Source organism: Burkholderia contaminans (assembly GCF_029633825.1).
GTDB lineage: Bacteria > Pseudomonadota > Gammaproteobacteria > Burkholderiales > Burkholderiaceae > Burkholderia > Burkholderia contaminans.
The window spans coordinates 1,866,585-1,885,574 of record NZ_CP090640.1 but is presented as its reverse complement, the minus strand read 5'-3'; the positions used below and the strand labels follow the sequence as shown (position 1 = coordinate 1,885,574).

General features: G+C 53.8%; 13 protein-coding genes. All 13 read right to left on the bottom strand.

Annotated elements, in window-relative coordinates; genetic code table 11:
- Positions 1–2: 2 nt before the first annotated feature.
- Positions 3–1,532, bottom strand: a complete 1,530-nt coding sequence (locus LXE91_RS08755; RefSeq protein WP_039361300.1) for an LTA synthase family protein — start codon at positions 1,530–1,532, stop codon at positions 3–5.
- Positions 1,529–2,320, bottom strand: a complete 792-nt coding sequence (locus tag LXE91_RS08750) for an SDR family NAD(P)-dependent oxidoreductase (RefSeq protein WP_039361302.1) — start codon at positions 2,318–2,320, stop codon at positions 1,529–1,531. Before LXE91_RS08750 ends, LXE91_RS08755 begins: the two co-directional genes overlap by 4 nt.
- Positions 2,313–3,518, bottom strand: coding sequence for a capsule biosynthesis protein (locus tag LXE91_RS08745; protein ID WP_039361304.1), 1,206 nt, complete (start codon positions 3,516–3,518; stop codon positions 2,313–2,315). Before LXE91_RS08745 ends, LXE91_RS08750 begins: the two co-directional genes overlap by 8 nt.
- 599 nt (positions 3,519–4,117) lie before the next feature.
- On the bottom strand, positions 4,118–5,074 hold the full coding sequence (locus LXE91_RS08740; protein WP_046196655.1) for a phytanoyl-CoA dioxygenase family protein: 957 nt from the start codon (positions 5,072–5,074) through the stop codon (positions 4,118–4,120).
- Between the two features lie 130 nt (positions 5,075–5,204).
- Positions 5,205–7,505 (bottom strand): glycosyltransferase family 2 protein, encoded by a 2,301-nt coding sequence (locus tag LXE91_RS08735; RefSeq protein WP_082139521.1) that lies wholly within the window; start codon positions 7,503–7,505, stop codon positions 5,205–5,207.
- A 295-nt stretch (positions 7,506–7,800) separates the two neighbouring features.
- Positions 7,801–10,062 (bottom strand): glycosyltransferase family 2 protein, encoded by a 2,262-nt coding sequence (locus LXE91_RS08730; RefSeq protein ID WP_082139509.1) that lies wholly within the window; start codon positions 10,060–10,062, stop codon positions 7,801–7,803.
- A gap of 20 nt (positions 10,063–10,082) precedes the next feature.
- Positions 10,083–10,625 carry a dTDP-4-dehydrorhamnose 3,5-epimerase gene (rfbC, locus tag LXE91_RS08725; RefSeq protein WP_039361306.1) on the bottom strand — a complete coding sequence of 181 codons (543 nt, stop codon included), beginning with the start codon at positions 10,623–10,625 and terminating at the stop codon, positions 10,083–10,085.
- Entirely contained in the window at positions 10,622–11,506 is an 885-nt protein-coding gene (rfbA, locus tag LXE91_RS08720; protein WP_039361307.1) for a glucose-1-phosphate thymidylyltransferase RfbA, read from the bottom strand. Before rfbA ends, rfbC begins: the two co-directional genes overlap by 4 nt.
- 17 nt (positions 11,507–11,523) lie before the next feature.
- Entirely contained in the window at positions 11,524–12,414 is an 891-nt protein-coding gene (gene rfbD / locus LXE91_RS08715; protein ID WP_046196669.1) for a dTDP-4-dehydrorhamnose reductase, read from the bottom strand.
- Entirely contained in the window at positions 12,414–13,475 is a 1,062-nt protein-coding gene (gene rfbB / locus LXE91_RS08710; RefSeq protein WP_198113707.1) for a dTDP-glucose 4,6-dehydratase, read from the bottom strand. The genes rfbD and rfbB overlap by 1 nt, the downstream gene beginning before the upstream one ends.
- A 63-nt stretch (positions 13,476–13,538) precedes the next feature.
- The gene (locus tag LXE91_RS08705; protein ID WP_135370762.1) at positions 13,539–15,017 is read right to left on the bottom strand and encodes a class I SAM-dependent methyltransferase; all 1,479 of its coding nucleotides are present in this window, start codon (positions 15,015–15,017) and stop codon (positions 13,539–13,541) included.
- Positions 15,018–15,313: 296 nt separating this feature from the next.
- On the bottom strand, positions 15,314–18,265 hold the full coding sequence (locus LXE91_RS08700; RefSeq protein WP_083264160.1) for a glycosyltransferase: 2,952 nt from the start codon (positions 18,263–18,265) through the stop codon (positions 15,314–15,316).
- A 65-nt stretch (positions 18,266–18,330) separates the two neighbouring features.
- A complete protein-coding gene (locus LXE91_RS08695; protein ID WP_039361315.1) occupies positions 18,331–18,984 on the bottom strand; it encodes an ABC transporter ATP-binding protein in 654 nt (217 codons plus the stop codon).
- Between the last annotated feature and the right edge of the window lie 6 nt (positions 18,985–18,990).

Sequence of the window (18,990 nt, the reverse complement as noted above, 5' to 3'; positions counted from 1 at the left end):
TTTTATGTCGCTTTCTCGGATGCGCACGGCTCTTCCGCACGATTTCCGTCATCTTGTACCACATGCAGCAGCGCCGCCCCAAGCTCTTCGGCTGCCAAATTCCGGCATTCTGGAGCATCTGTGCCGTAATTTCGCCAAATGAAGTAGTCACTGGTTTGCGGTGTGACGCCCAGCTTTTCGAATACGTGGGGTAACGCGGGAACGTGGTCGCCGTAAAAACAAACGACTGTTTCACGATCGCTGGCGCGCAAATGATCGAGCAAGCGCCCGATCATTACATCGGCGTTTTCAATATGGCGCAGGTATGCGGTCAGATCACGCCAGGAAGTGCCCTCGCCCAGAGTATGCCTTGAAGACGATTCCCCAGGCAAAACCTGCTCCAGGTGCAGCGGGCCGTGATTTTCCATCGTCATCGCGAACACGAATTGCGGCTTGTCGCGTGCAGCTTCCAGTTCGGCAAGCACGGCGTCCAGCACGGCGGCGTCGGAAATGTATGGGCCCGCTCGCGCCGCATCGGCGAAGTGTTCTATGTCGAGGAACTTATCGAATCCGAGTAACGGGAATACGCGGTTGCGACCAAAGAAATCAGCATAGTACGGATGAATCGCAACCGTGTTGTAACCGGCCTGCGCGAACCAGCGTGCGATCGATGCACACGCGCGACGCACAAACGCATAGGGATAAAAGCGCGCGTAACCCAGCTGTTCATATGCCAGACCGGTCAGCATCGCGAATTCGGTGCGCATCGTGTTTGCGCCCCAGGCCGGCACCGAAAGCTCACCGTAACAGACCGCCTCGCTTCTTGCCCGATCAAAACGGGAAAGCACAGTGGGGTTGATCGCCGGTGAAATACGCCGCACATCGAACAGCGACTCGCTCTGGATCACGATGACGTCCGGGCGTGACACAGGCGTGCCGGTCGCGAACGGTCCCGCTTCGACCGCGCGCCGGAACGCTTCGAACGTCGCGGGACGCATGCCGTTCAGCAAGTATGCGATGAATACTGCGAAAAAACCGTGACGGCGCTGATCGTCCGCGGCGTCGAGCGCCAAAGGCAGGCGAGCTGCAATGTATCGCGCCAGTGAGAATGTGAAGGTAACAACGGCCACCAGCGCGAGCACCGGACGCGGCGTGACGGGCGCCTCGGCGAGATAGCCGGCGACGACCAACACGATCCCCACGCCGATGGCAACGATCTTGCCCGTGCTCAGGAACGGCAGATAGAGCCGCGGATGCGAGAATAACTGGCTGAAGAGGCTGAGATCGGTAAAAACGAACGGTTCGCGTAGCGACTCATACTTGGCATTGCTGACGACGGCGACGAGCCCCACCAGCGCGACCGCGACGGATGAAGAGAAGATCGGACGCGCAGTAACGAGCAGCATCAGCGACGCGAAGAACACGACGACGAGCGCATGCAGAAGCAGCGCGTCGATACGACGCCGAAACTGTACGCGCGGGACGGCGATCCGGTCCGGCAGGAAAGATATGCCGGCCGCGGCGGCGAACGTCAGCCAGATTGCGCCCGTCAATTTACATCTTCCTTGCCGGGCAGATACGAAAGCTTGTCGAGGATCGCATCAGCCAACCTGATGGGCAGCACGGTCAGGATGCGCATGCCGAACGCAAGCAGACCCGGGAATGCGATTTCCGCACGCCCAGCATCGAGCCTCCTGCGAATGAATGCCGCGGCCTGATCAGCAGTCCACATGAACGGCTTGTCACCGGGAAACACGTCGCTCATCGACGTTTTGACGAAGCCGGGAAGAATGACCGAGACACCGACACCATCGCGCTTCAGAAGCGGGCGGACGGAATCGGCGTAGGCCTTGATCGCCGATTTGCTCGCGCAGTACGCGGGCGAGATAGCCATGCCGCGAAGGGCTGCCAGAGAGCTTACTGCGGCGATGCGGCCATGCTTGCGGATGCGCATGCGTTCGACAATCGGGAGAACCGTGTGCATCGCACCGTAGAAATTCGTATCGACGACAGTGGTAATACGGTCGAGGTCTTCCCAGTCGGATGCAGAGGACAGCGTGCTCGCGACACCGGCGTTGGCGATGAGCAGATCGATCGGATACTCGTCGTCGAAACAATGGAGCCATACGCGAATCGGATCGGCCTCCCTGACGTTGACGATGCCGACGATCACCTTTGCGCCGCGCGCCCTGCACGCCGCCGCGGTCAATTCGAGTTGTGTCTCGTTCCGGCCAACGATGCCGAGTACAGTATCGGGCTGCGCGTATGCGAGCGCCAGGGCGCGGCCGATGCCCGCGCTCGCGCCGGTGACAACGACATGCCGAACCGACGCCTTAGCCATCCGCACGCTCTAGCCGGGCAACCGCGCCGGCAATGGCCATCGCTATACCGGTCCGAGTGTAGAAATCGCCGTTGATTTGGGTGTGATGCATCACGTAGTCGAGGAACGCGTGATAGAGATCCATATCTGGCGGCACGCCTCCAAGCCAAAAGTCATCGAGATCACCCTGCCAGGTCAGACCGCTGAAATTGTAGATAGCCGAGCCAAGCGCAACCAGCGGCCGCTTGTGATGCAGCGCGGACAAGCCGACCGTGCTGTTGATCACCACGACCCCACGCGCATGTTCAAGCAATGTCGGAAGATGGCCGGCATCGATGAAACGAATCCGATTCTCCATGCCTGCGGCACGCGCAATTTTAAGCGAAAAATTCCGATACTCGATCAGGCCGGTATCCAGCGGGTGATTTTTGATCACCAACAACGCATCTTGCGGCGCGTATCGCGCAAAAGACTCCAAAACATGGCTGATCGCTGCTCGAATCCCATCAAAAGACGAATGCACGACGATTTGCGCATCCGAATTCAATTGCAGCGGAAACAGGTAGTAAGTCCGTCCGCTGTCGAGCAACTCGCGCGTGACCGTCTCTGCTTCGCGTCGATGTTTGCGCTGCAGAAGCATCCGGACGGCCAGCCCCGAATATTCGAAGAAGCCGTTTTTCGGTCGATGACTGCGATACTTCGGAAACCGGGGCCAGCAGATCGTGTTCGCAAAACGATACGTGATGTCGTGGAAAGCACGCTCATACAGGTTGTAGCCCGTGGCCTTCCACTGTCTGGCGGGGGGCGTTACGCTGCGTTGCTGCAGATACCATTCGGGGTCGCGCGGCAGCAACGAACGCCCGTTGACACCATGGCGCTCCAGCGTGATCCAGTGCGGTCGAACGTAGCCTTCCTCGAACACGTGGACACGCAGGCCGTACGCCGTCGAGACGGCCAGCATCTCGCGATGGACGTCGCGGCAGTCGCCGAACATGATGACGTCGGTGATTCCCTCCCGTCGCACGATATCGTCATACCATTGCGGCAAACCCCCGATCCCGCCGCTGTAATTTAGAACAGTCCCTACTCCACCATACAGCAAGTCGCCACCGCAAAAATTGACGCGGTAGACGGCAAATCCCCTGCTCCGTAGCGCACGCGAGAGTCGATAGAAAAAAAGCGAGGCAGTGCCTTGCAGCACGAGAAACGAGCGCGGCATCTAGGTAATTGAATGGAAGCCAGAAGAAGCACGGAATTCTTGCGTAATGTTGTAGAAAGCAAAATGTAATAAACGCAACCTTTCGCGCCAGACTCTGTGGCTGAATGAGGCGGCAATGACCACCGGAGGTGTGGAGGATACCTCATTGCATTTCAAACGAGAAATATCTGCCGTCGTCAAAAAAACGACATCTCTCGCCTGTCAAAAACGATCTCGCACGTGCGTCACATTCTTGCGGTTGAGCCCGCTCGACGTCGGGCCGGCATCCGCCAATCGCAACGACATACCCGGTTCGCCGTTTCGGGGCCGCGCACCTGCGGCCCTCACGTTCTGGCGAATCCGACATGCTAAGCACGACTGCATTGATCAGGCCTCAATCGATCCAATCTGAGAGTCGGCAGCTTACGGCGCGCCGAGGGGCACCCCGCCATCGCAGCGCATACATACCGAAACACATGCCAGCACGCCATAAGCTCAGCAGTTGACGCTCGCGGAGCATGCCTTCACACGCCGCACCGTTCGCCGTAGCTTCCCTGTCAAACCTGAAGCCTCTCGATAGTTGCGACCCCACTTCCAACCAGGCGAACATATAAGCGGGCTCAGGAGCGACGCATCCACTTGCGCAACCTTCCCGTGAGGATTCGAGATTTATGTGCGCCTGAAGCCGGCGACACAATTTCCTCACCCAGATAGGAATTACGCTTTCGTGTGCCGTCGACTACGCTGACCAGATTGCGGAGCTGCAAGCGGCCCAAATATTCGTCGGAGAACGCCGGCGTGTAGTAAACACAATCGTCGAAGAAATAGTGCGTCACCTGCGACCAGCGTGACATCGCAGGGTCGATCTGTGGGCTCCCTCCGTGCAACAGGTTGGCACACCAGATCAACGCTTGCCCTTTACGCGCCTCGAAAGTCTTGATGCTGGCGCCCTTTGCTTCCACCATGGCATCCCAGATTTCCTGATACGGCAATTGCGCCGACTCACTGGACACCCCAAACCCGCGTCGGCCAGCCGTCGCATTATCGATCATGGGCCAGTTATGCGATCCTGGAACCAGTTGAAGCGGCCCAGCCTCCGGCGAGATATCTTCAAGCGCGACCCACACCCCACACATGAAGCGCTGAGGGATTGAAGAGAAATGCACCGCATCGGTGTGCAGCTTTTGCTGAGTACCGACCCGGAAATTGAGTGTTTGGAACGGGAAAGCCGCCCGACCATACAAGCGTCCGAGCAAATCCAGCATCTGAACGTTGGCGGCAATCGCCTTCACATCGGGATCGTTTATCCACGCATCCTGAATGCGACCAGCAGCATAAAACACACCATCGTTGCTTAGTCCCGTGTCAGCAAACAGCGGGGCCAGGCGTTCACGAATACGAGCAATCCGCACGTCGAGATCCGGATCGGGAAAATCGATCACCGCGTAGCCGTTACGGTTCAGCGCACTCGCAATCTCGTGCTCTCCAGGTGTCAACTCCGCCTGGGAAATCTCAGCATCGAAAAGTGGTGACTCGATCAACGGAATGCCGGGCAGCAGACGCTTCTTTACATCCATGAATATTCCTTCGACGCTACTTTATTCAAGCCACTCCGAGTCACTATAGAGAAGCGATGGAGCACCCCAATCCAAAACAATCGCATGACACTCAGCCTAGTAAGACTTGAGGCAGCCGAGCTCGAGGCATTCAAACCACTCGAGCCCGCCAAGGCTCATATAATCTCGGAAAATCAGCAATAGTAAAATCCTCCCGATCGAGCGTCAGATTTTGATTGTAATACGGATCATTCAACAGGTCGGTCTTCCACCGGGAAAGCATGAAATTCTTCTCTCGATTGAACCTGGCGCGTTTTTCGGGAGACATTTGATCATCCCCTCTACTATAGGACTCGTAATGATGCAAGACTGCGTACGGAGTCCACAAAACTCTGTAGCCTGCCTCTCGGACACGAAGGCACAAATCCACATCGTTAAATGCAACCGGAAGGTTGTCCTCATCAAAACCACCGACAGCACGGAATACATCTCGGCGCATGACAAGGCAGGCCCCCGTGACCGCCGAAAAATTTTGCACAAGGCAAGCTCTTCCAGCATATCCTGGATGCGTCGCAGGATATAGTCGATGAGCGTGACTCGCAAACCCACCGATACCCATCACGACACCCGCATGCTGAATGAATCCATCGCCATAAAGGAGCTTTGCTCCCACGGCGCCGATATCTGGGCGCAAAGCATGCGAGACCATCTCGCTTAGCCACCCCGGCTCGATTGCCTCAACGTCGTCATTAAGAAAGCACAATATTTCGCCAGAAGCATGTTTTTCCGCAAAATTATTTATCGAAGAGTAGTTGAATGGGAAATCATACCTTAACACCGTGACATTACTTCTCTTCGACAACGACCGCAGAAAATCGATCGTTTCCCGACTCTCGCTTTGATTGTCTACAACGACAACTTCAAAATTATCATAAACCGTCCCGTCGAAAATACTATGCATGCATTTTTTCAACAATGGACCACCATCTCGAGTCGGTATGATCACAGTGACCTTGGGAGCGGGTGTTGGAATTGGATATCTCACCCGATAGGTTCCAGGTAACTCTCCTTGGGAAACGCTCACCCCTGGTTGATCACTGAAAAACTCGGAAAGCGCTCGCCCTCTCGCCATACAGGCATTATTTTCCACACTTGGATCGACTGAGCCAGGCTCGCCACGCCGACGAAAATGACAGAGCACACGCGGAATATGACAAATCTGAGATGACACGCTTCTTTTCACGCACCTGAGCGCAAGATCATAGCCCTGCCCTCCCTCATACTCGGCGCGGAACCCTCCCAACTCGCGCACGAGCGATGTTCTGTAAGTAGCCGAGCGAGAAATATTGTCGGAGGAAAAAAACAGGTCCGGATTCCACGAACTTTTGAAACAAACATTACCACGGACTCCGTCGCCATCAATTTCATCGGCATCTGAATATATGATATTCAGATCATCAATTTCGTTGATTTTCGCGACAACAAAGTATAACGCAGCAGATGAAAGAACGTCTTTTTGATCCAGAATTGCAACATATTCCCCTGCTGCTGCCGCCAAGGCGCCATTCGATGAGGTTGACACGGACCCACCCGCACTCAGAAAAACAACCTTTACGCGACCATCACCCTCGGAAAGAGACTTCAGATATGAAGCAGTTTCCGAATCAACATCCTCATCAACAGCGATACACAATTCCCATTCCGCATAAATCTGCTCGAAAACAGATTGAATGGCTGATTTCAGGTGACCAATGGACTCTCCACACACCGGAATCAGAATGGAAATCAGTGGCCGCCTTGCAAACGATCTCATATGCCGTCGAATCGAATCAATTTCGGATTGACGGAGAGTATCGAATTTTCTTACGTACGAGTCGTAATCCAAAGGCACCGAATGGAATCGCAATTTGGCGCAATCCTCATACGCACCCTTCAAATCAGTCAATAAACGCCCCCATGTAATATTATATTTTCTTGCCCGGCCGGTATTTTTGAATTTTATTATATCGCCAGCCACCCACTCCATCATTCTGAAAATCCGTTCCACGCCAGATATTTCTGTTATTCGCAAAAAATCCAACCGAACAATGCCCTCGCTCCGCATGGGAGCCAGACGCAAACGACGGGTGTCGCGTGGAATCTTGATGATTTGTTTAATGTTTCCCGCGCGAGTTGCCGGAATGACAATGGATTCCGCATCCGAAAAACCCGTGCCGGTATCAATGTAGAGTCGAGCCACCAGATGCGCTCCCCGGCGCATCATCCTGGCCTCGACATAGACCCAGCCTGATGGAACAGTTTCGCCCGTCTCCTCCGGCTCGAGGTCAAAGAGAGGATGATCTCCCGTAGACGCCCAGTCGAAGGACGTCGCCCCTGACAAAGCCAGATCCCTGACCGGATTGACCTTGAATCGAACGGTTCGACGAACTATCGACGGGAAGAACTCTTTCATGTTGACCAAAAGTAGATGAATCTGGGTCGACCGCATAACAAGCCCGCACAAGAAGCACGCTTCGCCCGCAGAGGATTTTTAGTGCGGTGCATGGCGCCCCGCGCAAGCAGGAGCCGGCAGAGACGTAGGAGCCGCCGCCCAACAGGCGAGACCACGGTGCACCCGGGGCCACCGCTCGCTAGAGTACACACACTGTCATGCAATTGTTCCCCACGCCCGACTTGGGCGAGTGGTCAAAGAACATTTGGATCCGCTCCGGGCAAGCATAAACAAGTCTCTTGCCCTGAATCTATACTCAAGTCGCGGTCGCTCCAGGCGCATCGAGCGCGAGGCGCCTGAGCGACGCCACCCGCGGCGGCCACGCCAACTGACAGTCGAATTGGTCGAGGGACAGGTTCGGGTTATAGGCGGGGTCATTCGCGATCAGCTCCGGCCAGTGTTGGCGCATGTAATCGATCTCTCGATTAGCCCGAGCGATCTTCTCCACGGTGTCGTCCCTGCCTCGTGTTGCGGACTCGTGGTGATACAGCACGGCATGCGGCGTCCAGAGCACCTTATAGCCCGCTTGTCGAACGCGGAGGCAAAAATCGACGTCGTTGAATGCAACTGCGAGATCGTGTTCGTTCAATCCACCCAGTTGCAGATACAGCGATCGCCGGACGACGAGGCATGCACCGGTTACCGCGGACAGTGACTGCGTCGTTACCGCGCGCGCTTGATATCCCGGCTCATCTCGCCCCAACCCGCGATGCAGGTGATCAGCACAGCCGCTGAGCCCGACTATGACCCCCGCATGCTGAACGGTTCCGTTCGAATAGAGAAGCTTGACGCCGACTACGCCTACCTCCGGACGCAGCGCGTGTCCCATCACTTCGTCGAGCCAGTCGCCGTCGATGACCTCCACGTCATTATTGACCAGAGCGACGAACTCTCCCCGCGCAATATCTATCGCGCGATTGTTGAGAGCGGAGTAATTGAACGGCCGATCGTCCCTGAGGATACTTACACCGTGGTCGATCGAAAGTCTCTCCATATAGTCGAGCGTTTCCGGGTCGTCGGAGCCATTGTCGACAATGATGATTTCGAAGGCGCGATAGCGAGTTTTTTCGATAATCGAATCGACACAGCGACTAAGTAACTCGAGCCCGTTGCGAGTAGGAATGACGAGCGTGACGAGTGGCACCTTCTCCGGCAACAGATACTGTATGCGTCTGCCGTAATCTGTCGACGAAACCGTTGCCTGAACGCCGGCACGCGACAGGTGACGTACGACTGCCATCCGGCTTGCATCGCGCGCATTGCGCCTGACAACCGGATCTTGAATTGAATCCGATTGCGCCCGGGTGTGATAAAGCACACGCGGAATGTGCAGGATCCTGTCCCGGCTCGTATGCGAGAGACAGCGAAGTGTCATGTCATAATTCGACGCTGCCCCGTGGTGCTGATTCCGACCGCCAGACGACGCAAAAACTTCCGCACGGTAAGCACCTAGACCGGTAAACAGATCCAAGGAGAGCATTAGATCCTCGTTCCAGTCGCTTTTGAAACGGGGGCTATGTCGAATTCCGTCGACGTCAATGCAATCTTCATCCGAATAGATCAAGTCGACATCGGGGCGTCGGTTAATCGAGTCAGCTACGACATACAGGCCGTGCTGCGGAAGTACGTCGCGCTGTCCCAGGAACACGACCCAACTGCCACTTTCGGCGAGTTTTCGATCAAGCGTTGAATGTGTCTCCGTCGAAGACTGACCGGAAATTACGCGGATACGAGAATCAGCACGAAGGTCGCGCGGAATCAGTTCAGAGCTGTCGGAGCTAGAGCGTCGATCAACAACCAGAAGTTTCCAGTGCGGGTAAATCTGAGCTGAGACCGAGCGAATTGCCGCCTCCAAATGCGGCGATGGTACGTCGGACACTTCCATGCCAATCGCGAAGACTGGACAAGTCGCGAAGTGACGCAGATTGTCCTTCATGACACGATACGTGTCAGAGCTCGGCGTATCGAAGTGTCGAACCCAGTCTGGGTATCCAACTAGTTCCGATTCATCAAACAGACAGCAGTAATCGCGCCATGCTTGTTCCATGTCAGCGCAACTGTGGAAAATATCAGCCAAGTCGTAATCTTCTCCACATGGCTTGTACTTCGGATGCAATGATTCGAGCTTGGCCATGATTCGCGAACGTGCAAACCGCTTCGTGACCCTGATTAGGCGGAACATCTCAACTCGATCGACAGACCGATCGTCAAGATCAATCTCAATTTCGATCCTTCCGCGCTCCGGGAGTCTTATGAGTCGCTTGCTCAATTGCTGCGAGCTGAGCTCCATCGCAAGCGTTGTGAACGAAGACCTGGCATGCAGCCTCAAGCGGGCACGTACCATTGCCGCCTGACCATTCACACGAAGTTCGATCATGTACCAACCCGGCAGCAATTGGACATTGACCAAATAAGCCCTGAATCTCGGCCGATCTGCGGACACATGCGTTTCGGTATCCGGCAGATCAGCCAAGAACGGCATTCCCCACGTTAGGCGCAGGGCATTGATGTCAAACATAGACTGGCGCGGGATGCGATTCAAAAATACTCAGCATCCTTGAAAGCGGGTGCCGCGCCATCCTTGCCGGACACTAGCGCCTCGCCGGAGATGCGCCATTCGATCGCGAGCGTCGGATCGTCCCAACGGATCGCTCGTTCGGCTTCCGGATACCAGTAATCGGTGGTCTTGTACAAAAACTCTGCTGTATCGGAAACGACAACAAAACCGTGCGCAAAACCTTCCGGAATCCACAGCTGCCGCTTGTTCTCGGCAGACAGCACGACACCGACCCATCGACCGAACGTCGGCGAATCGCGACGAATATCGACTGCGACATCGAACACTTCCCCTGCCACTACTCGAACCAACTTCCCCTGCGCGTGATTGATTTGATAGTGCAGGCCTCGTACAACGTTCTTCGCTGATTTCGAATGATTGTCCTGCACAAACTCGACGGAATGCCCCACCGCTTCTTCGAACACGCGATGGTTGAAGCTTTCGAAGAAGAAGCCACGCGCATCACCGAAGACTTTCGGTTCGAAAATTTTTACGTCTGGAATGGCAGTCGCTATTACGTTCACCGGACTTTTCCTTCTTTCAGGATGTTCTGCAGGTAACGGCCATAGCCGTTTTTGCTGAGTGGTTGCGCGAGCCGTTCAAGTTGCTCGTCGTCGATATAACCGAATCGATATGCAATCTCTTCGATGCACGCGATCTTCAAACCTTGCCGATGCTCCATCGTTGCAATGAAGTGCGAGGCCTCGAGCATCGAATCGTGCGTGCCAGTATCCAGCCATGCAAACCCGCGCCCCATGGTCTGCACGTTCAGCAAACCATCCTTGAGATACAGGGCGTTGAGATCGGTGATCTCCAGTTCGCCTCGTGGAGACGGTTTCAACGATTTTGCAAGATCGACCACCTGCTCATCGTAGAAATAGAGTCCAGTCACCGCGTAATGCGACTTAGGGACTTTTGGCTTTTCTTCGATGCTGACCGCCTTGCCCGTCGCGTCGAACTCGACAACGCCATACCGTTCCGGATCCTGAACATGATAAGCGAAGACCTGAGCACCTGAGGTCTTGTCGGTCGCCCCCTTCAACAAGCCACCAAGGTCATGGCCATAAAAAATGTTATCGCCAAGAATCAGAGCCGAATGGTCACCGTTGATGAAGGACTCACCCAACAGGAATGCCTGTGCAAGTCCGTCCGGACAGGGTTGCACTTTGTACTGCAGGCGAATCCCCCACTGCGACCCGTCGCCCAGCAGCTGTTCGAAGCGTGGTGTATCCTGTGGCGTCGAAATGATCAGAATATCCTGAATCCCCGCCAGCATCAGCGTGCTCAACGGATAATAGATCATCGGCTTGTCATAGATCGGCAGCAGTTGCTTACTGACTGCCTGCGTGGCCGGATAGAGACGAGTACCCGACCCTCCCGCGAGAATAATGCCCTTGCGCTTCATGTTGTTTTTCTTCCGTGTCAGTCGTGCAGTTGATCGAATACGTAATCAACGCCATCTCGCCAATCGGGAAGCGATATCCCGAACGTCGACATTAATTTGCTGCAATCGAGACGAGAATTCATGGGCCGCTTTGCGGGAAGTGGATACTCATGTGTCGCGATTGGCTCGATATCGGTCGAGCGCAACTTTAGATCAAGGCCCCGCGCTTCCGCAAGCGCCACGACGTGGCGTGCATATTCGCACCAATTCGTCTCTCCGGATGCCGTGAGATGGTATGTGCCGAATGCGAAGTGTTCGCGGTCTGCAAGGTAACCGGCAACCAGGTGCGCGGTCACATCGGCGATTAGCGCAGCCGAAGTTGGCGCACCGGTCTGATCGGCTACGATGCGAAGCTGTTCCCGCTCCCGGGCAAGGCGCAGGATAGTCTTAAGAAAGTTGCCGCCATGTGCGCCAACGACCCAGCTCGTGCGAAGAATCAGGTGCTGCGCGCAGGCCAGCCGAACCGCATCTTCGCCTTCGCACTTGGTAGCCCCGTAGATTGATTGCGGATTAACCGGCGCATCTTCGCGATACGGCGTCGTACCGGTTCCTTCGAATACATAATCGGTTGAATAGTGAACGAGCGGCACGTTTCGCACTGCGCCCCATCGGGCCATCGCATCGGGCGCTCCTGCGTTAACTGCTCGGGCCAACTCCGGCTCGCTTTCGGCCTTATCCACTGCCGTGTAGGCGGCAGGATTGACGATCAGATCGGGCTGATAGTGATCCAGCGCTGCAACAACACTCTCGGGATCGCCAAGGTCCACGTCGCGACGAGTCAACGCAACCACCTCTCCAAGCGGCGCAAGCGCCCGTCGCAATTCGAAGCCGACCTGTCCGTTTGAGCCCGTAATCAAGATGCGCGACATCATCGTTCTCCGTAGTGGCGGTCGATCCACGTACGATATTGGCCGCTTGTGACGTTCTTTACCCAACCCTGATTCTTCAGGTACCACTCAACAGTCTTGCGGATACCGGTTTCAAAGGTTTCAGCGGGTTTCCAGCCTAGTTCGCGTTCGAGTTTGCGTGCATCGATTGCGTAACGACGATCGTGCCCTGGCCGGTCCTGCACATAGCTGATCTGAGTCGCATACGACTGGCCATCGCCACGCGGCTGCAACTCATCGAGGATCGCACAGATCGCATACACGACTTCGATGTTCGGCTTCTCGTTCCAGCCACCGACGTTGTAAGTCTCGCCGAGCGCACCGTCGGCCAGAACGGCGCGAATTGCCGAGCAGTGATCTCTGACGTAGAGCCAGTCGCGGATCTGCTGGCCATCTCCATAGATCGGCAGCGGCTTGCCCGCAAGCGCATTCAGGATGATCAGCGGAATCAGTTTCTCGGGAAAATGATACGGACCATAGTTGTTCGAGCAATTGGTGGTCACAACGGGCAACCCATACGTATGGTGCCAAGCGCGCACCAGATGATCCGATGCCGCCTTGCTCGCCGAATAGGGGCTGTTCGGTTCGTACGCGTTCGTTTCAGTGAACGGCGGATCGTTCTCGCCAAGTGTGCCGAACACCTCGTCGGTGGAAACATGCAGGAAGCGAAATGCGCGACGCTCTTCTTCCACTAGGCCAGACCAGTAAGCGCGTACCGATTCGAGAAGGTTGAATGTACCGACAACGTTCGTCTGAATGAAGTCGCCCGGGCCATGGATCGACCGGTCGACATGCGACTCAGCCGCGAAATTGATCACGGCACGCGGCCGGTGTTCAGAAAGCAACTTCGACACCAGTTGACGATCGCCGATATCGCCGCGCACAAAATGATGACGCGAATCACTTTCCAGTGACTTCAAGGTGTCCAGGTTACCCGCATAGGTCAATATGTCGAGGTTAACGATGGACTCATTGGATCCAGCAAGCCAGTCGAGCACAAAATTTCCGCCGATGAACCCCGCCCCACCCGTAACTAACAGCATTATCAATCACCCTAAAATTTTTAAATACAGAAAACACGAACCAGATTGAATGGACACGCACAGCTACGCACCCCTCTTAATAATTCGCCCTTCCTTGATGCCGTGATTTACATAATGCCGCAACGGATCAACATTGGCTCTCAAAACGTCTGGATAAGTAGAAACATAATCCTCATGATCAAACAACCCTTGCTCTTTCAGAGATTTTTTCTGCCATTTATGCCCAAAATAAGCAGGAATCCAAGCAAGCCAACGGGCTTTGTTTGAGGTCGCAAAGCCTTTCGTCAGGACCGAAATGACCCGGCACAACCATTCGATCTGACCTTGCATATCCAATAGCCGCTGGTCGCGTTCCTGAATAAGCTGAGTCAATTTCGCAACTTCGCGAAAGCGCTCCTGCAAACGTCCTTCAGCGGCTGCCTTCTGAACGGCAAATTCGGCAGCCTGAGCCTCAAACGAACGCTTGAGCTCCACGGATTCAGCCCGCTCCCGCTCAAGCTCTGCGGTCAATGCTTGCAGTTCTCTTTCTTGCCCATCGCTCCGATTCATTTTAGTCGCCATATCGGAAAGTTTCCGATCGCGTTCTTGCACTAATCTGGTCAAATTGGCTATCTCTCGAAAACGTACTTGCAAGCACTCTTCAGCTACCGCATTCTGCTCTCTGAATTCAGCAAGCTGAACTTCGAGAGAACGCTGACGCTCACCGGCGTCTCCTCGCTCCCGATCGAGTTCCTCAGACAGTATTTGCAGCCGTCTGCCCTGCTCCTCACTTACAATCAAAAGAGACTTCAATCGCTCATCGCTCGCAGCCTTCTGCGCGACGATTTCTTCGAGTTGCGCTTCGAGAGAACCCTGGAAGGCCGTTACCTGCAACACTGTTTCGCGCGCCTGACGCAGGAGACGCATATCTTCGCTATCATCAACTGCGTTAACGATCAGCGACGATCGCCAATTAATCGCATTTGTGCATCGCACCTTGTTGTGAACAAAATCGCGATTCATTTCAGCATTGGACGGCCCTCGACGAAAGATGGCACAGAAATCGTTCCAATCATCCTCCTCGCGCTCCGTGGTAAAACTCTCAACCAATGATAAATCAAAACCTTCGCTACGCGCATACCCTTCTAATGCGAGCCCCGCGTCCGGATAAAATCGCCAGTAATCCTTCGGAAACCGACGCACCGCCCCATTAGAAGGTACATTAATATAGATGTGTCCACCCGACTTCACTTTCTTACACATCTCAATGAAAGTTCGCCAGAATGACTTATCATGCCCAAAAATCGATGACGCGATAACTAGATCAAAATTTGCGTCCAACTTCAAATTGGCAACGACAACGTCAGCCCGATCCCCCTCCACATTCAGTCGTGTGTATTCTGAATTGCGAGGCGAATGATCCTTCAAATTTCTGCTGATACTTTTCGAACCAACCTCAAGTATCTTGGCAGGAGACACAGGCAAGTATGCACCTATGACCAAACCACCGATCCGATATGCCGCATCATGCATAAGCCCCCCACATCCGAATTTTGAATTCACACTAGTCATCACAGAATATATAGCCGCTTTGCAGCACACTGAGCCATCAAGTAAAAGCCGCCAAATTCATCACAACGCAGCCACGAAAATACAAAGCATACACACTAACTTCAGACTGACAGACATCAAGAATTCCCAGCAGTATTGAGTTAATGCAATTAATCCCCCTCGCGTCCCTAGAAGTACCTCGATCGCGCTCTCGACTCTGTCACCCATCTAGCAATGGAGCGCTATCGAAGTACCGAAACCGCAGAGCATCGGATGCAGCTTGATTAGCGCTCGATGCTCAGAATTTCTCAAAGATTCATTGCCGAGAGCAATCTCCGTGCAAACGCGTCCAAAGTAAAGGTATCTCGAAAGTGCGCCTGTGCGGTGTCAGCAATATCCGCCCATACCGGCCGCTGACCAATCGCCTCGGCCAATGTTTCAGCTAAATCTTCAGGTGCACTTGAACGCGCTACAAAGCCACTCTCCCCATGAACGATATGCCCCGTCGTGCCTACATGAGCAGGAGTAACAACAATTTTTCCAAGCGCCATGGCTTCCGTTGCAACAATGGGCAACGGATCATCACGCGACGAAACAAGAAGAATGTCTGCCTCCGCAATTTCCTGAATCGCGCTGGCATGATCGAGCCCGCCCCCCAACATCACGGAATCGCCTGGCCGAATTCTCGTTTCAATTTCCGCACGAAAGTTCTTATCGAGGGTGCGGCCGAAGCAACGTAGCTCCACCGGAACATCAATCATTTCCTCAAGCCGCTGAACTGCGATAATAGCCAGGTCCTGCGCTTTTCGAGGCTCGTAAGAGCCCATAACCACAATCCGAACACCCTCGTTACGCTCCGACCTTGAAGAAACAATTCTGTCATTCGAATCGACGATATCAAATCCATATGGCATCAACTCGAAAGACACGCCTTTGTCTTCAAGAATTCTCCCCGGAACGTCACTAACCGCGAATATCTTGCTGGTGCGATTTAAGACATCGGCAATTTGCGGAGTACCATCAATCAATCCACGCATAAATTCTCCTTCGTGGATATAGGCGATGGTTTCCACCTCACCAGAGAGCAAGTCCAGTGCAGGCCATGCCACAATCGTATTACCCAGCACGATGTCAAAATTGCGAGCAAACCGCTTGAACGTATCCTGGCGATTCAGGACCAGTTCATCAACGATCACTGTCACTCCCATTCGGACAAGATCGTGCCTTGCCGGCCCATCCTCCGGCGCAATTACAACCACGAAATGCCCCGCCTTTCGCAGAATGGCAGCCATCTGCACCAAGACCATCGGTGCTCCGGATCGACTGAGTTCGTGGCTAATCAGCAAGATATCTTTACCCCCACGCAGCGGATGCGTGGCACCGGGATAAATCGCGTAATATTCCTGACTATCGTGATACACCTGTCTCCGCATCGGCATCGGGAAAAAGGGATCGTTCGCAATTTCCTCCGGCCATTTTCGGAGAAGCGCAATATCGGCTTTATCCACGCGCCGTTTCTTCTCCTGCTTCTCCTCATGCCCAATTGAGACATGACCGATGTGATGAAGACACGCGTAGGGGGTATACACACAGCGTAATCCTGCTGCACGCACTTTCAGGCACAGATCAACATCCGAATGCGCAATCGCGAAATCAACTTCATCCCATCCACCAATGGCGTGAAACACCCCGCGTGGCATAAGAATTAGCGCGCCGCATAAAAGACTCACATCCCGTACGCACTGAGCCATGTTGAAATGGAAGCTCGTATCGGCAGGTAAGCTGTGGAACGCGGTGCCTACCAGGTTACGTACCCCAGTAACCATGCCCGCGTGCTGAATTTTGCCATCTTCATAAAGCAACTTTGCGCCGACCGCGCCGACATCGCTCATCAAGCCGTACTCAAGAAGCGTTTCGATCCAATCGCGCGTAATTGGTCGCACATCATCGTTGAAGAAGCAGTAAAAGTCACCTGACGCAGCATCTGCTCCAACGTTGCACTTGGCGGAAAAATTGAATGCAGCATCGAATGCTGCAAAGCGAACCTTATCCGATGCGATGTCACGCAACTCGCAAATCAAACGAGAGTTAGTTACGACAACAATCTCGAAATTCGAATATTGAGTTCCGTCGATAATCGACTTCACAGCCTCGGAAATATGACGCACATTATCCGATGGAATAATAATCGAGACGGACGGACAGGGCATTTCTCCAGTTCTGTCCACTCGGTTTGCCGTCGACAATGGAACGGCGCGGCCCAGAATATTCCGCCGTCTCATTGCGTCACCGAGCGCCGCAATATTCGAATCACGCGCGTAATCCTTCCCGCCTGCCGCACCAGATCCCGCGATAGCACGCCAGCCGTATAGCAATTCGGGAATATGATAAATCCTCTGCGTCAACTCCGTGACACGCAAAGCCAAATCATAATCCTGAGAAAAATCGAATTCAGAACGAAACCCACCAGCCCGCTCAACAATGTGGCGACGATATACGGAAAAATGCCCGGTATACATATAATTAAGCAGCATAGCGCTGCTCCAATCAGGCTTCCGAAACATGTCTATAGGAGTATCTTGCTCATTCACTCGACACTCATCGGTGTAAATAAGATCGAGGTCAGGGCGACGATTCAGAACCTCCACAACTTTGCTCAAAGCATCCAGCGTCAGAATATCGTCATGGTCGAATAGCGCAATAAACTCACCACTAGCCAGAGAAAGGCAGCAGTTAGTCGCAACAGAAATTCCGCCATTCTGCTCGTTAATCTGAATCTTGATGCGGTTATCTCGTGTAGGCAAGGCTTTTAAATACGACGCCAGCCGCGCATCACCGGACCCATCATCAACGACAATTAATTCCCAATTATCGTATGATTGTTCGATAACCGATTTCACTGCCATGTCCAAGTATATAATCGGACTTTTGTAAGCTGGCACCAATACAGAAATTTTGGGGCGATATTTGAAGACCGGCGCTGGATCGACAGAGTGCAAGCGACGAGCGAAATCCGCTCGTTCAAAGTCGACGAAAGTGGCATTGGAACGAAAACCATGCGATTCGCGTCCTTCTGTCAATTCAGTGAAATGGTTTTGCTGGACTCGCGCCGGCGATCTTCCCAACATCCTACCCAGCCACAAATAATGCTCAGCTGGATCCATCCCGAGTTGCGCCACGTCGGGATATTCACTCAAATACCATTCCGCATCAAATTTGCCGCTAGCGCGCAGATCGTCTAGCTCACCCTTTTGAACCATCCTCTCACCTTCTTAGTATGTTTTATCCCGAAAGCAGCGGGATCTCAAAAAATCAATCATGCACACTAAAGCGATTCGTAAATTTGAATCGCCTCATCTACCGTTTCGCATATCTTTAAAACCCCATTCTCCAAAACGGCCGCGTGACTGCAATGATTTCTAATCAAGTCCGTTTGGTGCGCAACAATAATCATTGCGCGATCGCCACGCTTTTCAAACAATTCGTGATTGCACTTCTGATGGAAACGGTGATCCCCAACCGACATAGCCTCATCGATCAAAAAGCAATCAAATTCGATCGACATCGAAATAGCAAACGCCAATCGCGAAGCCATCCCCGACGAATACGACTTTACTGGCTCATTGAGATACCCACCGAGCTCGGCAAAATCCTCGACCAACGCGAGCATTTTCCGATAATCCGTGTTGTAAACCCGAGAAACCAAGCGCACATTATCTTTACCAGTCAAGCTACCTTGAAATGTGCCGCCAAATGCCAATGGCCATGACACCGACATTGTCTTGATGACTTCGCCAGAATGGGGGCGATCTGCGCCGCTAATAATACGAATCAGTGTCGATTTCCCTGCACCATTGCGCCCAAGAATTCCCCATCGCTCCCCCGCCTGAATACGCAAATTGATGCCTTTGAGTATCTCCCGATGCGAGCGTCCGTGATGGATCGGATAACGCTTATGCACATTGCGCAATTCAATCATACTGAA

Coding starts and splice junctions, on each gene's coding strand:
- LXE91_RS08750 (WP_039361302.1), bottom strand. CDS start 2,320: ATGGCTAAGGCGTCGGTTCGGCATGTCGTTGTCACCGGCGCGAGCGCG.
- LXE91_RS08745 (WP_039361304.1), bottom strand. CDS start 3,518: ATGCCGCGCTCGTTTCTCGTGCTGCAAGGCACTGCCTCGCTTTTTTTC.
- LXE91_RS08740 (WP_046196655.1), bottom strand. CDS start 5,074: ATGGATGTAAAGAAGCGTCTGCTGCCCGGCATTCCGTTGATCGAGTCA.
- LXE91_RS08735 (WP_082139521.1), bottom strand. CDS start 7,505: ATGAAAGAGTTCTTCCCGTCGATAGTTCGTCGAACCGTTCGATTCAAG.
- LXE91_RS08730 (WP_082139509.1), bottom strand. CDS start 10,062: ATGTTTGACATCAATGCCCTGCGCCTAACGTGGGGAATGCCGTTCTTG.
- rfbA (WP_039361307.1), bottom strand. CDS start 11,506: ATGAAGCGCAAGGGCATTATTCTCGCGGGAGGGTCGGGTACTCGTCTC.
- rfbD (WP_046196669.1), bottom strand. CDS start 12,414: ATGTCGCGCATCTTGATTACGGGCTCAAACGGACAGGTCGGCTTCGAA.
- rfbB (WP_198113707.1), bottom strand. CDS start 13,475: ATGCTGTTAGTTACGGGTGGGGCGGGGTTCATCGGCGGAAATTTTGTG.
- LXE91_RS08700 (WP_083264160.1), bottom strand. CDS start 18,265: ATGGTTCAAAAGGGTGAGCTAGACGATCTGCGCGCTAGCGGCAAATTT.
- LXE91_RS08695 (WP_039361315.1), bottom strand. CDS start 18,984: ATGATTGAATTGCGCAATGTGCATAAGCGTTATCCGATCCATCACGGA.